Source organism: Nocardioides agri (assembly GCF_013778305.1).
Taxonomy (GTDB): domain Bacteria; phylum Actinomycetota; class Actinomycetes; order Propionibacteriales; family Nocardioidaceae; genus Nocardioides; species Nocardioides agri.
In genome coordinates, this window is sequence record NZ_JACEIC010000002.1 from 1,830,797 (window position 1) to 1,844,783 (window position 13,987).

At 72.4% G+C, this 13,987-nt stretch carries 15 protein-coding genes; 9 read left to right on the forward strand and 6 right to left on the reverse strand.

What is annotated here, in order from left to right; translation table 11 throughout:
• Positions 1-40: 40 nt before the first annotated feature.
• The 4 genes from HZF07_RS13500 to HZF07_RS13515 all read right to left on the reverse strand — a co-directional run bounded on the left by HZF07_RS13500 (position 41) and on the right by HZF07_RS13515 (position 3,836).
• Positions 41-190: a hypothetical protein gene (locus HZF07_RS13500; protein ID WP_157342333.1), complete on the reverse strand. Its 150-nt coding sequence runs from the start codon at positions 188-190 to the stop codon at positions 41-43.
• Positions 191-289: 99 nt separating this feature from the next.
• The gene (hutI, locus tag HZF07_RS13505) at positions 290-1,444 is read right to left on the reverse strand and encodes an imidazolonepropionase (protein WP_181645169.1); all 1,155 of its coding nucleotides are present in this window, start codon (positions 1,442-1,444) and stop codon (positions 290-292) included.
• Entirely contained in the window at positions 1,429-2,655 is a 1,227-nt protein-coding gene (locus tag HZF07_RS13510; protein ID WP_181645170.1) for a formimidoylglutamate deiminase, read from the reverse strand. Before HZF07_RS13510 ends, hutI begins: the two co-directional genes overlap by 16 nt.
• On the reverse strand, positions 2,652-3,836 hold the full coding sequence (locus HZF07_RS13515) for an allantoate amidohydrolase (RefSeq protein WP_309504730.1): 1,185 nt from the start codon (positions 3,834-3,836) through the stop codon (positions 2,652-2,654). Before HZF07_RS13515 ends, HZF07_RS13510 begins: the two co-directional genes overlap by 4 nt.
• Positions 3,837-3,846: 10 nt before the next feature.
• On the opposite strand from HZF07_RS13515, the gene HZF07_RS13520 reads away from it, so the two are divergent.
• From HZF07_RS13520 to HZF07_RS13560, 9 genes are all read left to right on the forward strand, one after another.
• Complete coding sequence (locus HZF07_RS13520) at positions 3,847-4,476, forward strand: nitroreductase family protein (RefSeq protein WP_157342337.1); 630 nt, start codon at positions 3,847-3,849, stop codon at positions 4,474-4,476.
• A 76-nt stretch (positions 4,477-4,552) separates the two neighbouring features.
• Positions 4,553-5,878 carry a M20/M25/M40 family metallo-hydrolase gene (locus HZF07_RS13525; protein ID WP_181645171.1) on the forward strand — a complete coding sequence of 442 codons (1,326 nt, stop codon included), beginning with the start codon at positions 4,553-4,555 and terminating at the stop codon, positions 5,876-5,878.
• A complete protein-coding gene (locus HZF07_RS13530) occupies positions 5,875-7,320 on the forward strand; it encodes an MFS transporter (RefSeq protein ID WP_157342339.1) in 1,446 nt (481 codons plus the stop codon). Before HZF07_RS13525 ends, HZF07_RS13530 begins: the two co-directional genes overlap by 4 nt.
• Before the next feature lie 82 nt (positions 7,321-7,402).
• A complete protein-coding gene (locus HZF07_RS13535; protein WP_157342341.1) occupies positions 7,403-7,933 on the forward strand; it encodes a DnaJ family domain-containing protein in 531 nt (176 codons plus the stop codon).
• Positions 7,930-8,775: a 3-hydroxybutyryl-CoA dehydrogenase gene (locus HZF07_RS13540; RefSeq protein ID WP_157342343.1), complete on the forward strand. Its 846-nt coding sequence runs from the start codon at positions 7,930-7,932 to the stop codon at positions 8,773-8,775. The genes HZF07_RS13535 and HZF07_RS13540 overlap by 4 nt, the downstream gene beginning before the upstream one ends.
• Positions 8,776-8,988: 213 nt before the next feature.
• Positions 8,989-10,065, forward strand: coding sequence for an HpcH/HpaI aldolase/citrate lyase family protein (locus HZF07_RS13545; RefSeq protein WP_157342345.1), 1,077 nt, complete (start codon positions 8,989-8,991; stop codon positions 10,063-10,065).
• Positions 10,058-10,927 carry an HpcH/HpaI aldolase/citrate lyase family protein gene (locus HZF07_RS13550; RefSeq protein ID WP_309504731.1) on the forward strand — a complete coding sequence of 290 codons (870 nt, stop codon included), beginning with the start codon at positions 10,058-10,060 and terminating at the stop codon, positions 10,925-10,927. The genes HZF07_RS13545 and HZF07_RS13550 overlap by 8 nt, the downstream gene beginning before the upstream one ends.
• Entirely contained in the window at positions 10,924-11,355 is a 432-nt protein-coding gene (gene dtd, locus HZF07_RS13555) for a D-aminoacyl-tRNA deacylase (RefSeq protein WP_181645172.1), read from the forward strand. Before HZF07_RS13550 ends, dtd begins: the two co-directional genes overlap by 4 nt.
• Before the next feature lie 74 nt (positions 11,356-11,429).
• Positions 11,430-11,573 (forward strand): hypothetical protein, encoded by a 144-nt coding sequence (locus HZF07_RS13560; RefSeq protein ID WP_181645173.1) that lies wholly within the window; start codon positions 11,430-11,432, stop codon positions 11,571-11,573.
• Between the two features lie 70 nt (positions 11,574-11,643).
• Here the strand turns inward: HZF07_RS13560 and HZF07_RS13565 are convergent, their stop codons facing one another.
• On the reverse strand, positions 11,644-12,510 hold the full coding sequence (locus HZF07_RS13565; RefSeq protein WP_181645174.1) for a universal stress protein: 867 nt from the start codon (positions 12,508-12,510) through the stop codon (positions 11,644-11,646).
• Entirely contained in the window at positions 12,507-13,943 is a 1,437-nt protein-coding gene (locus HZF07_RS13570; RefSeq protein ID WP_181645175.1) for an amino acid permease, read from the reverse strand. Before HZF07_RS13570 ends, HZF07_RS13565 begins: the two co-directional genes overlap by 4 nt.
• Positions 13,944-13,987 lie beyond the last annotated feature (44 nt).

Here is a 13,987-nt window from a genome sequence, read left to right on the forward strand (position 1 = left end):
CTGCTGCGCATCCATTTCGCGCGCCACGTCCTGCGCGCGCTCAGCGGGTCGGCCAGCCGCCGTCTCCCGCGTCTCCTCGACGCCCCAGCGACCGGCGGCGGCGCCGGCCTCCGATGTCGCCGCGGATCCGCTCGATGCGGTAGTCGAGCTCGCTCTTCAGCAGGTCTCGGTTGAGGCTGTTCTCGTACATGGTGGGCTCCTCAGCTCCTCGCTCTCCTGATGACGAGGTTCCTCTTCTGAGGTAGGCCGGCACATCGGGCAGGTGCCTTATCTGAGGTGGCCGGGCGTCTTAGACGGGCCGCCCGCCGATCCAGGTGGCGGCGACGAGCGGCACGCCGGGGCGGTAGGCGAGGTGCACGTGGGACGGCGCGTCGAGCACGACGAGGTCGGCCCGCCGCCCCGGCACGAGCGCGCCCACGTCGTCGCGGTCGAGCGCCTCGGCGCCGCGGTACGTCGCGGCGTGGACCGCCTCAGCCGGCGTCATCCCCATCTCGCGCACGGCGAGCGCGATGCAGAGGGGCAGCGAGCTGGTGAAGCAGGAGCCGGGGTTGCAGTCGCTGGCGAGCGCCACCCGCACCCCGGCGTCGATGAGGCGGCGGGCGTCCGGGTAGGGCTGCTTGGTCGAGAACTCCACCCCCGGCAGCAGCGTGGCGATCGTGCCGCTGTCGCGGAGCGCGGCGACGTCGTCGTCGGCGAGGAAGGTGCAGTGGTCGACGGCGGCCAGGCCGAGCTCGGCGGCGAGCCGCACCCCGCCGCCGTATGTGAGCTGGTTGGCGTGCAGCCGGCCTCGCAGGCCGGCCGCGGCGCCGGCGGCGAGGATCGTGCGGGCCTGGTCGACGTCGAAGGCGCCCCGCTCGCAGAAGACGTCGATCCAGCGCGCGTGCTCCTTGGCGGCGTCGAGCATCGGGCCGGTCACGAGCTCGACGTACGCGTCGGCATCGCCCTCCGGCACGACGTGCGCGCCGAGGAAGGTCGTCTCCGCCGTGAACTGCCGCGCGACCGCGAGGCTGCGGGCCTCGTCGTGGACGGTCAGGCCGTAGCCGCTCTTGATCTCGACGGTCGTGGTGCCCTGCCGGCGCATCTCGCCGACGAGGCGGGCCACGTGGCCGGTGAGCTGCTCGTCGGTGGCCGCGCGGGTCGCCGCGACCGTGGTGCGGATGCCGCCGGCGGCGTACGGCGTGCCGGTCATCCGGGCCGCGAACTCCTGGGCGCGGTCGCCCGCGAACACCAGGTGGGAGTGGGAGTCGACGAAGCCGGGGAGCACCGCGCGACCGCCCACGTCGAGCACCTCGTCGGCGGCGGGCGCGTCGGCGGCGCGACCGGTCCACACCACGCGGTCGCCCTCGACGACGAGTGCGGCGCCCTCGATCGCGCCGATCAGGTCGGCGGCCCGCGGGTCGTTGGTGACCAGCTCGCCGATGTTGGTGATCAGGGTCGTGGCCACAGGGCTCCCATCGCCGCGTCGAGCTCGCGCCCGATCGCCTCGTCGTCGCTGCTCGTGTAGACCGGCTCCCCCGCGACGACGACGTGGGTGACGTCGGCGGCGGTGGCCGCGAAGACCGCGGTGCTCTCGTCGGCGCCGGTGCCGGCGGTGCGCGGGCTGGTGGTGTCGATCGTGACCAGGTCGGCTCGGTCGCCGGCCCGGATGCCGCCGTCGGTGCCGATCTCGAGCAGCTCGGCCGCGGACCAATGGCCGCGCACCTGGGTCCTGAGCCGCTCGTCCATCTCGAGGCCGCGCAGCTCCTCGAACGGGTCGATCACCGCGTGGCTGTCGCTGCCGATCGTGAGTCGGCACCCGGCCTCTGCGAGCGCCCGGGCCGGGCCGATGCCGTCGGCGAGGTCGCGCTCGGTCGTGGGCGTGATGCACACGTTGGTGCGCGTGCCGCCGAGCAGCGCGATGTCGTCGGGGGTGAGGTGGGTGGCGTGGACGACCGTCGTGCCGGGGCCGAGCAGCCCCTCATCGTGGAGCAGCCGGGTGGGGGTCACGCCGTACGCCGCCAGGCAGGCGTCGTTCTCGGCGACCTGCTCGGAGAGGTGCACGTGCAGCGGCGCCCGGCCGCGGAACACGTGGAGCTGGTCGCGCGGCACCGCCCGCACGGAGTGGATCGCGGCCGGGCCGTCGCCGACCCGCTCGGCCCACTGCTGGGCGGTGCCGTCGCTGTACCTCGTCTGGACGCCCTCGGGCGGCGCCCCGAAGCCGCTGCTGACGTAGCAGGTGTCGAGCAGCGTGAACCCGATGCCCGCCTCGGCGGCCGCGGAGCGCAGCGCGTCCCCCATCGCCGGCTCGGGCTCGTGGAGGTAGTGGAACTCGCTCACCCGCGTGTAGCCGGCCGCCACCATCTCGCGGTAGGTCGCCCGCGCGAGGGCGAAGTAGGTGTCCGGCGTCAGCCGCTCGGCCACGGCGTACATCTGCTCGCGCCAGGTCCAGAACGTGCCGCGCTCGCGCTGCGTGCGCCCGCGCAGCGCCCGGTGGAAGGCGTGGCTGTGGTCGTTGACGAGGCCGGGGACCGTCAGGCCGGCGAGGCGCGTGCCGCCGGTGCCCTCGACGGTGCCGCCGACGGTGACGGCGGCGAACCGGTCGCCCTCGATCTCGACGAGCACGTCGTCGTGGACGGCGCCGTCGACCCAGGCCCGCTCCAGGAGGTACGCCGTCACCTGGTGAGCCTCTCCAGGGTGTCGGCCAGCGCCGACACGCCCACCAGGCAGTCGGCGATCTCGGCGTGCTCGGCCGGGGAGTGCGAGACGCCGCTCGGGTTGCGGACGAAGAGCATCGCGGTCGGGATGCCGGCGGCGGACAGGATCCCGGCGTCGTGGCCGGCCTGGGTCGCGATGACGGGCCAGTCGCCGCCCTCGTGGTCGGCGGCCAGGGCGGCGGCCAGCGAGGAGTCGAAGGCGACCGAGGCGGACACCGACTCGGCCGTCACCTCGACCGTCGTGCCGTCGCGGTCCGCGCGGTCGGTCGCCTGCCGGGTGACGGCCTCGACCAGGTCCGAGAGACCGGCGTCGGTCGCGCAGCGCGCGTCCATCCAGGCGGTGACCCTCGAGGGCACCGCGTTGGTGCCGTTGGGCTCGACCGCCACCCGGCCGAACGTCGCCCGCTGCCCCGCCAGCCGGGCCTGCTTGTTGGCCGCCAGCGCGGTCATCGCGTAGGTGAGCATCGGGTCCTGCCGGTCCTCCATGCGCGTGGTGCCGGCGTGGTTGGCCGACCCGGTGAAGTCGAAGCGGTAGCGGCCGTGCGGCCAGATCTCGCTCGCCACCCCGATCGCGGCGCCGCGGTCGACGAGGTCGCGGCCCTGCTCGACGTGCAGCTCCACGAAGGTCCCCACGTCGGCGAGCAGCGACGAGGACCCGCCGACGACGACGTCGCCGAGACGTACGCCGTCGCGGTCCTGCAGCTCGCGCGCGGTCTCCCACGAGGTCGCGCCGGTCGCCAGCCGCGAGCCGAGGCAGGCCAGCCCGAAGCGCGAGCCCTCCTCCTCGACGAACACCGAGACGCCGACCGGACGTGACGGCACCACGCCGCGCGAGCGCATCAGGTCGACCGCCGCCAGCGCGGAGACCACGCCGAGCGGACCGTCGTACGCGCCCCCGTCGAGCACGGAGTCCAGGTGCGAGCCGGTGAGCACCGCCGGCCCGGAGCCGGTGTCCCACCAGGCGACGATGTTGCCGAAGTCGTCGCTCTCGACGCGCAGCCCTCGCGCTTCGGCCTGCTCGAGGAACCAGGCGACGAGCTCGCGCTCCGGCGAGGTGAACGGCTGCCGGAAGTAGCCGCCGGACGAGGCCGACCGACCCAGCGGGCGGAGGTCGCCCCACATGAGCTCGAAGTCGTCAGGCACAGTTCCCTCCATGGAGTTCCAGGACGTCGTCCGCCGCCGCAAGATGGTCCGCAACTACTCGACCGACCCGGTGGACCCGGCGGTCGTGGATCGGGCGCTGCACAACGCGACGCGTGCGCCGAACGCCGGCTTCAGCCAGGGCTGGGCCTTCCTCGTGCTCGACACACCCGAGGACGTGCGCCGCTACTGGGAGGTCACCGCCGAGGACGTCGACCGGCCCGACCGGTGGCTCGCCGGCATGATGAAGGCGCCGGTCGTGATCCTGCCGTGCTCCAGCAAGGCCGCCTACCTGCGGCGCTACGCCGAGGCCGACAAGGGCTGGACCGACCAGGACGAGGCGCGCTGGCCCAAGCCCTTCTGGGACATGGACACCGCGATGGCGGCGCTGCTGATCCTGCAGACGGCGACCGACGCCGGCCTGGGGTCGTGCTTCATCGGCGTGCCGACCGACCGGCAGGACGCCGTGCGCGCGGCGTTCGGGATCCACGAGGACTTCGACCCGGTCGGCGTCGTGACGATCGGCCACCCGGCCGCGGACGAGGGGGCGGCCGGGTCGCCGCGCTCCCGCGCCCGCAAGCCCCTCACGGACCTGGTGCATCGGGGACGGTGGGGGCAGCACGGCACCAGTCCATCGGCGTGAGCCACCGCGGTCAACGACCGCGACCCGACCTGGGTCTCGCATCCGAGACCGAGAGCCGGTGCCCTAGCCTCGCGTCGTGAGCACGCATCGCGCCGTGGGGAAGCTGCAGGCCCTGGTCCGGATCCCGACCGTCTCCTACCCCGACTGGGAGGACGTCGACGTCGAGGCGTTCGACTCCTTCGTCGTGGAGCTCCGGACGCAGTTCCCGCTCCTGCACGAGCGGCTCGAGCTCACCCGCGTCGACACCCACGGGCTGCTCTTCCGCTGGGCCGGCCGCCACGCGGACCGGCCCGTCGTGCTGATGGCGCACCTGGACGTCGTACCGGTCGACGGCGACACGGTCTGGCAGCACCCGCCGTTCGGCGCGGAGATCCACGACGGGGCCATCTGGGGACGCGGCACGCTCGACGACAAGGGCCAGCTGGTCGCGATCTGCGAGGCCGTCGAGACGCTGCTGGAGCAGGACTTCACCCCGGAGCAGGACGTCTGGCTGTCGTTCGGGTGCAACGAGGAGGTCTCCGGTGCTGCCGCCCGGCTCGCGGTCGAGGAGCTCACGCGGCGCGGCGTACGGCCGTGGTTCGTCCTCGACGAGGGCGGCGCCGTCGCTACCGGCGCCTTCCCCGGGATCGACGTGCCGATCGGCGCCGTGGGCGTCACCGAGAAGGGCCAGACGTCGATCGAGCTGCGCGTCGACGGCCGCGGCGGGCACGCCTCGACGCCGGCCCGCAACGCGCCGACCGTCCGCATCGCGCGGGCGATCCGCCGGCTCGACAAGCACCAGATGGCGGCCAGCGTGCCCGACCCGATGATCGAGCTGCTCCGCCGGCTGGCCCCGCACGCTCCCCGGGCACTGCGGCCGGTCATGCAGAACGCCGGGAGGATCCGGCCGCTGCTCACGAAGGCGCTGCTCGCGGCGGGTCCGGAGACAGCGGCCGCCACGCGCACGACGTTCGCGATGACGACGCTCTCCGGCTCGCCCGCCCTCAACGTCATCGCCAGCACCGCCAAGGCCGGCGTGAACATCCGGATCATGGTCGGCGACACCGTCACCAGCGTCCTCGAGCACGTCCGGCGGACGATCGACGACGACCAGGTCCAGGTGACGCTCGTCGAGGGCACCGATCCGTCGCCGATCTCGCCGATGGACGACGCCTTCGCGCTGATCGAAGCGACGATCATCGAGGTGTTCCCCGGCGCGGTGCCCGCGCCGTACGTCATGATGGCCGCCACCGACTCGCGGTTCTTCACCGGGCTCTGCCCTCGGGTCTACCGGTTCGCCCCCTTCTGGATGACCAAGGCGCAGCGCGAGTCGATCCACAGCTACGACGAGCACCTCGGGATCGACGCCCTGGTCGAGGGCGTGCAGTGGTACCAGCGGCTGATCGAGAGGATCCCCTCATGACCATCACCTCCGACCCGCGGGTGCGCGGACTGGCCGCGATCGTCGGCTTCCTCGTCTGCGTCGAGCTGGCCAGTGGCGTGCTGCAGGGCTTCTACACGCCGATCTACTCCGACATCGCCGACCACCTCGGCATCAAGGACGCCGACGTCAACTGGTTCGAGGCGGCGCAGCTGATCGTCTCCGCGCTGGTCGTGCCGCCACTGGCACGGCTCGGCGACCTGGTCGGCCACAAGAAGGTGCTGCTGCTCTCCACCGCCATCACCGCGCTGGGCTCGTGGATCCTGGCGTTCGCGCCGTCGTTCACCACGTTCCTCATCGGGTTCGCGATCCAGGGCGCGTACGTCGTGTGGCTGCCGCTCGAGGTGGCGATCATCCACCGGCGTACGGCCGACACCGGCCGCCAGAACCTGCTCACCCGGCGGGCCGCCGGCGTGCTGGTCGGTGCCCTCGAGCTGGCCGTCATCATCGGCGCGCTCACGTCGGGCGCTCTGGTCGAGGCGACCTCGATGTCGTTCCTGCTGATGCTGCCCGCGATCGTCGTCACGGCTGTCTTCTTCGTGATCTGGTTCGGCGTCGAGGACGCCCCGGGCACCTCCACCGGCGGGTTCGACCTCGGCGGCCTGGCGCTGCTCACCGCGTCGATCTGCCTGGTGATGGGCGGGCTGATCACGATCCGTCTCGACGGCCCGGGCAGCGTGCTCGCGTGGGGCCTGATCGCCCTCGGCCTGCTCACGCTGCTGCCGTTCGTGCGCTTCGAGCTCACCCAGGAGGAGCCGATCGTCGACGTCCGCCTGATGAGCGCGCCCGGTCAGTGGCCGGTGCAGCTGACGGCGTTCCTCTTCGGCATGTCGATCCTCGGCGCGCAGATCCCGCTGTCGACGTTCGCGCGCACCGACCCGGACGTCGCCGGCTACGGCCTCGGCGCGACCGCGGGCTTCGTGTCCACGCTCATCGGCGTGTACGTGATCTTCCTGGCGATCGGCGCGTTCACGCTGCCGGTGACCAGCCGGGTCCTCGGGCCGCGCGGTGCGCTGATCGGCTCGACCCTGCTGGTCGCCCTCGGCTACGCGCTGTGGCTGCCCTTCCACGACCACACCTGGCAGGCGCTGCTCAACATGGCCGTCGCCGGTCTCGGCTCCGGCGCACTCGTCGCCGCCCTGCCGGCGATGGCGGCCGCCGCCGCGCCGCCGGAGCGCACCGGCTTCGCCACCGGCATGACCAACGCGACCAAGACCATCGGCGGCGCGTTCGCCTCCGCGATCTTCGCCATCGCGCTGTCGGCCACCGGCTCCCTGGACGACCTCGAGGAGGGCCACGCCCCGTTGTCGGGCTACCTCACCGTCTGGGCCGTCTGCGCCGTCGCCGCCCTGCTCGCCGCCTGCGCCCTCGTCATGCTCCCGAAGCACGTGGCCGACGAGGCACCGGCCACCGTCGTCCACTGAGGGCCCGGTGCGATAGCCACAGACGTTCTGGCTGTTCCCGGCGGCCGCGAGCGACCACGACGTCGCTGGCTATCGTGGTGGGATGACGGAGGACGAGCACCGTCCAGCACGGCGTACCGACTCGTCGGCCGCGGCCGCCGCCCGGATCCGGCAGCAGCACACCTGGGTGGACCTGCAGGTGCAGCAGGCGATCGCGCGCGGCGAGTTCGACGACCTTCCCGGCGCGGGCAAGCCGATCGAGGGCCTCGGCGCCGAGCACGACCCCGACTGGTGGCTGAAGAAGCTCGTCGAGCGCGAGCGGATCGCCGTGCTGCCGCCCAGCGTCCAGCTGCGCAAGGAGGACGCCGAGCTCGACGCGCGCCTCGACGAGTACGCCGCGGAGAGCCAGGTCCGCGCGCACGTCGAGGACTTCAACGAGCGGGTGATCCGGGCGCGCTACCTGCTCCCGGAGGGTCCGCCCCTGGTGACGATGCCCCGCGACGTGGAGGCGACGGTCGAGGCCTGGCGAGAGCGCCGGGCAGCCCGCCGCGTCCCACCCACCGGGCCCGCCGTACGGGAGCGCAGGCGGCACTGGTGGAATCGACGCAGCACACGTGGAGAGGGAGACACATGAACAACGTGGCTGTGATCGGTGGTGGCCTGATGGGGTCGGGCATCGCCGAGGTCAGCGCCAGGGCTGGGCACGACGTCATCGTCGTGGAGTCCTCGGACGCTGCAGCGAAGGCCGCGCTCGGCCGCTTGGAGAAGTCGCTCGAGCGCGCGGAGGCCAAGGGCAAGATCGAGTCGGCGGGCAGCGTGCTCCAGCTGATCCGGGTCGAGACCGACCTGGACGCCGTCGCCGACCGCGAGGTCGTCGTCGAGGCGATCGTCGAGGACGAGGCGGCCAAGGTCGCGCTGTTCAAGCGGCTCGACGACGTCGTGAAGGCGCCGGACGCGATCCTGGCGTCCAACACCTCCTCGATCCCGATCATGAAGCTGGGCGTGGTCACCTCGCGCCCGACCCAGGTGATCGGCATCCACTTCTTCAACCCGGTGCCGGTGCTCCAGCTCGTCGAGCTGGTGCCGTCGCTGCTGACGTCGGAGGAGACGACCGCGCGCTCGCGCCAGTGGGTCGAGGGGTCGCTCGGCAAGCAGGCGATCGACTGCCAGGACCGCGCCGGCTTCGTGGTCAACGCGCTGCTGATCCCCTTCATCCTGTCGGCGATCCGGATGTTCGAGTCCGGCTTCGCCTCGGCCGAGGACATCGACCGCGGCCTGGTGCTCGGCGCCGCGCACCCGCAGGGCCCGCTGGCGCTGGCGGACCTGATCGGCCTCGACACCACCAAGGCGGTCGCGGAGTCGCTCTACGAGGAGTTCAAGGAGCCGCTGTACGCCGCCCCGCCGCTGCTGCAGCGGATGGTGGACGCCGGCCTGCTCGGTCGCAAGACCGGGCGGGGCTTCTACACCTACGGCTGAGGGCTGCCGCCGCCGGTCGCCGCCGGTCGCCGCCGGTCGCCGCCGGTCGCAGTTTCATCAAGGGATGACGTCGGCGCCGCGCCTCCCTCGGCGAACTCGTCGAGGGAAGCGCGGTTTCGCCTACATCCCTTGATGAAACTGTCACACGCCGAGCGCCGCCCGTGTCAGATCCGTCATACCGACGGGTAGCCCTCCGCTGCTACCTTCCGCGCCATGAGCGGATCCCGCAGCGCGAAGGACTTCTTCCGACCCCTGGCCGTGGGGGCGCCGAGCCCCCTGACGGAGATCCCGGCGCGGCCGAGCCGGGCGATCCACTTCTTCGACCCGAGCAACCCGAAGATGGCCGCGAAGGTCCCCGACCTGGTGAGCACCGTCGACGTGCTGCTCGGCAACCTCGAGGACGCCGTCAAGGCCGACAACAAGCTCGCCGCCCGCGAGGGCCTCGTGCAGATCGCCCAGGACACCGACTTCGGTCCCACCCAGCTGTGGACCCGGATCAACTCCCTCGACAGCCCCTGGGTGCTCGACGACCTGACGACGCTGGTGCCCGCGATCGGCCACAAGCTCGACGTGATCATGGTGCCGAAGGTGCAGGGCGCCGAGGACATCCACTACGTCGACCGGCTGCTCGCCCAGCTCGAGGCCAAGGCCGACCTGGAGCGGCCGATCCTGGTCCACGCGATCCTCGAGACCGCCCGCGGCGTCGCGAACGTCGAGGAGATCTGCGGCGCCAGCCCGCGCATGCAGGGCATCTCCCTCGGCCCCGCCGACCTGGCCGCCGACCGCCGGATGAAGACCACCCGCGTCGGCGGCGGCCACCCCGGCTACCTGGTCCGCCAGGACCCGAACCCCGACCAGCCCGCCGCCGTCCGGCAGACCTACCAGCAGGACCTCTGGCACTACACGATCGCGCGCATGGTCGACGCCTGCGCGATGCACGGGATCTACCCCTACTACGGACCGTTCGGCGACATCGCCGACGTCACCGCCTGCGAGGACCAGTTCCGCAACGCCTTCCTGCTCGGCTGCGTCGGCACCTGGAGCCTGCACCCCAAGCAGATCGAGATCGCCAACCGGGTCTTCAGCCCCAGCGTCGAGGACATCGCGCACGCGCGCCGCGTGGTCGCCGCGATGGGCGACGGCACCGGCGCGGTGATGCTCGACGGCAAGATGGAGGACGACGCGTCCCTCAAGCAGTGCCTGGTGATGGTCGAGCTCGCCGAGCAGCTCGCCGCGATCGACCCGGCGCTCAAGGCGCAGTACGACGCGATCGAGGTGCCCAGTGAGTGACTTCACCCCGCTGCGCAGCGTCCTCTACATGCCCAGCTCCAACGCCAAGGCGCTCGAGAAGGCCAAGACGCTCCCGATCGACGCGGTGATCTTCGACCTCGAGGACGCCGTCGCGCCGGACGCCAAGCCGGCCGCGCGCGAGGCCGCCGCCGCGGCCGCCGCGAGCGGTGAGTACGGACGCCGTACCCTCACGATCCGGGTCAACGGCATCGGCACCGAGTGGCACGACGCCGACCTGGCCGCCGCAGCGCAGGCCGGGCCGGACGCGGTCGTCGTCCCCAAGGTCAACAGCGCCGCCGAGGTCGCCCAGCTGGTGGCCGGCCTCGAGAAGCACGGCGCCCCCGACCACACGAGGCTCTGGGCGATGATCGAGACCCCGGTGGCGATCCTCGACGCGCTCGCGATCGCCCGAGCGAGCGAGCGGCTGAGCTGCTTCGTGATGGGCACCAATGACCTCGTCAAGGAGCTGTACGCCGAGCACGTGCCCGGCCGGGCGCCGATCCTGCCGAGCCTGCACACCGCGCTGCTCGCCGCGCGCGCGGCCGGCATCGCGATCCTCGACGGCGTCTACAACGACGTGAAGGACACCGACGGCTTCCTCGCCGAGTGCGAGCAGGGCCGGCAGATGGGCTTCGACGGCAAGACCCTGATCCACCCGGGCCAGGTCGAGGGCGCCAACACCGCGTTCGCCCCGAGCGAGCGGGCGGTCGAGGACGCCCGCGGCCTGATCCAGGCCTTCGAGGACGGGCAGGGGTCGGGTGTCGTGACCTACAACGGCCGGATGGTCGAGAACCTCCACGTCGAGTCGGCCCGCCGCACGCTCAGCATCCACGAGGCGATCCAGGCCCTCGCGAGCCAGTGAGGGCCGTCGTCCAGCGCGTGCACGGCGCGCACGTCACGGTCGAGGGCCAGGTCGTCGGCGGGTTCGAGGGGCCTGGCGTGCTGGCCTACCTCGGCGTGACCCACGACGACGGCGCGGCCGACGTCGCGTGGATGGCCCGCAAGATCTGGGACCTGAGGATCCTGCGCGACGAGCAGTCCGCGTCCGACGTCGGCGCACCGGTCCTCGTCGTCAGCCAGTTCACGCTGTACGGCGACGCCCGCAAGGGTCGGCGTCCCACCTGGCAGGCGGCCGCACCGGGGCCGGTCTCCGAGCCGTTGTACGACGCGGTCTGCGCCGCACTGTCCGAGCTCGGCGCGCGCGTCGAGCGCGGAGTCTTCGGCGCCGACATGCGGATCGACTCGGTCAACGACGGGCCGATCACGATCGTGCTCGATAGCCCACGCTGAGGTTTCTGCCCCCGTCAGCGGGGTACATCCTGTGCTGGCTCACCACCCACGAGCCGCTACTCAGGAGGGAACCCATGATCATCCTCGGTGTTGTTCTGTTGCTCATCGGCCTGTTGGCCGACATCCCGATCCTCACCACGATCGGCGCGATCCTCGCGGTCGTCGGCCTGGTGCTCAACCTGGTGCCGATCGGTGGCACGCGCCGCAGGGTCTACTAGCGCATCCCAGACATCGGCGGCCGCCGGCACGTGCCTCGGGCACGGGTCGGCGGCCGTCGTACGTCGCGGCTCAGGTCTCGGGGACCAGCACCACCGGCACCGGCGCGTGCCGGAGGATCCGGTAGGCGTTCGCACCCAGGAGCACCCGCGAGAGGAGGCCGCCGGTGGCCGAGCCGAGCACCAGGATGTCGTCGTGCCGCCACGCCAGGCGCCCGATCGCCGTCGCCCAGTCCGGTCCGACCGCGACCGTGCACTCGACGCCCTCGGGCGCGGCGACCTGCGCCAGCGCCGCTGCCTGTGCAGCCCGGGCCTGGTCGACGAACGCGGCCACGACCTCCTCCTCGCCGGCGACCTCGGGCGGGTACATCGTGCGGCCCTCGACCCCGAAGGTCGCGACCCGCAGGGCGGCACCGGAGTCCGCGCAGATCTGCCCGATCCGGCGGAGCACCTCGACCGAGGCGCGGTCGGCGCGGAAGGCGCAGGTGGCCCGGGTGAAGCGGGGCACGGCGTGCGTGGAGAAGCCTCGGGTGGCGACCGCCACCGCACGGTCGGCCGCGTGCAGCAGCCGGTCGCCCGTCGACCCGATCGCCACCCGGTCCCACGGACCCTCGTCGACGGAGCCGATGACGACGAGCGACGCGTCGACCTCGCGCGCCCGGGCCAGCAGGGTGCCGGCGACCGAGCGACCGGGCACGACCTCCACGGTCGCCGGCAGGTCGGGCGCCACCTCGGCGAGCACCGTGGTCGCGTAGCCCAGCGCGCGTTCCCGGTGCGCCTCCTGGGCCGCGGTCGACGCGCGACCCGGCACGGCTGGCCACGGCGCGGGCAGCACCGACACGACGTGGAGGCCCATCCCGCGGGTGCGCGCGAGCATCGCGGCGTACGAGATGGCGGACCGGTCGTGCGGACGCGGCGGGTGTCCGACGAGGATCGTCACCGGGCGGCCTCCTTCCCGAGCACGGCGTGCCGGCGTCCCCACAGCATGTAGAACCCCAGCACCAGCGCGAGCCAGCAGCCGAAGATCACCCAGGTGACGAGCGCGATCCCGGACAGGATGTAGAGGCACACCGCGATCGTCAGCACTGGTACGACGGGGTGCAGCGGCACCCGGAACGGCCGCGGCAGGTCCGGCTGCGTGCGCCGCAGCGCCAGCACGCCGGCCGCCACCACGATGAAGGCGACGAGCGTCCCGATCGAGACCGTGTCCCACAGGTAGTCGGCCGGCACGAAGCCGCCGATCAGGGCGACCACCGTGCCGCACACGATCGTGTTGAACGTGGGCGTCAACGTCCGCGGGTTCACCGACGAGAAGCGGTCGGGCAGCATCCCGTCGCGACCCATCGCGAAGAGGATCCTGGTCTGTCCGTAGAGCGTCACCAGGGTCACCGAGAAGATCGAGATCACCGCGCCCGCGGCCAGGATCGTGGGTGCCACGGTCGACCCGGTGATGTCCTCGAGGATCACCGACAGGCCGGCGGACTGCTGGTCGGGGTCGGAGAACTTCTCCGGCGGCTGGGCCGCGATGCCCGCGACGGCGACCAGCACGTAGACCGTGACGACGACCGCGAGCGCGCCCATGATCGCCCGGGGCAGGGCCCGCTGCGGGTCGCGCACCTCCTCGCCGGCGGTCGAGACGGCATCGAGGCCGATGAACGAGAAGAAGATCGTGGCGGCGGCCGCCGAGATCCCGTGGGGACCGGCGTCCCAGAATCCCGCGAAGTTGTCGCTGTCCCAGGCCGTCAGGGCGATGGCGACGAACATCAGCAGCACGCTGAGCTTGATGATCACCATGACGGTGTTGACCCGCGCGGACTCGCTGGCGCCGCGCACCAGCAGGATCGTGCACATCATCACCAGGAGCACGGCCGGCAGGTTCACGATCCCGGTGACGTTGTCCTCGTAGGGGATCGGCGAGTACGACAGGGCGTCGGGGAGGTGCCACCCGAGGACGTTCTCGAGCAGCTCGTTGAGGTAGCCGCTCCATCCGACCGCGACGGCGCCGCTCGAGACGCCGTACTCCAGCAGCACGCACGCGGCGATGCCCATCGCGACCAGCTCGCCGAACGCGTGGTAGGCGTAGGAGTACGTCGATCCGCTGACCGGGATCGCGCTCGCGATCTCGGCGTAGCAGAGCGCCGACAGCCCGGCGCCGAGCCCCGCGATCAGGAACGAGACGATCACCGCCGGGCCGGCGTCGGGAACCGCCTCCTGGAGCACGAAGAAGATGCCGGTGCCGACGGTGGCCCCGACGCCGAACATCATCAGCTGGAAGGTGCTGAGGCTGCGGCTCAGGTCCGGTCCGCCGTGCGGACCCGCCTGGAGGCGGAGCGGCTTGCGGCGGGTGAGCTGCGCGGTCAACGTCGGGGGCACGCGACGCCTCCTACCCCGCCGTTCTCGGCGATAGTCCTCAGCGT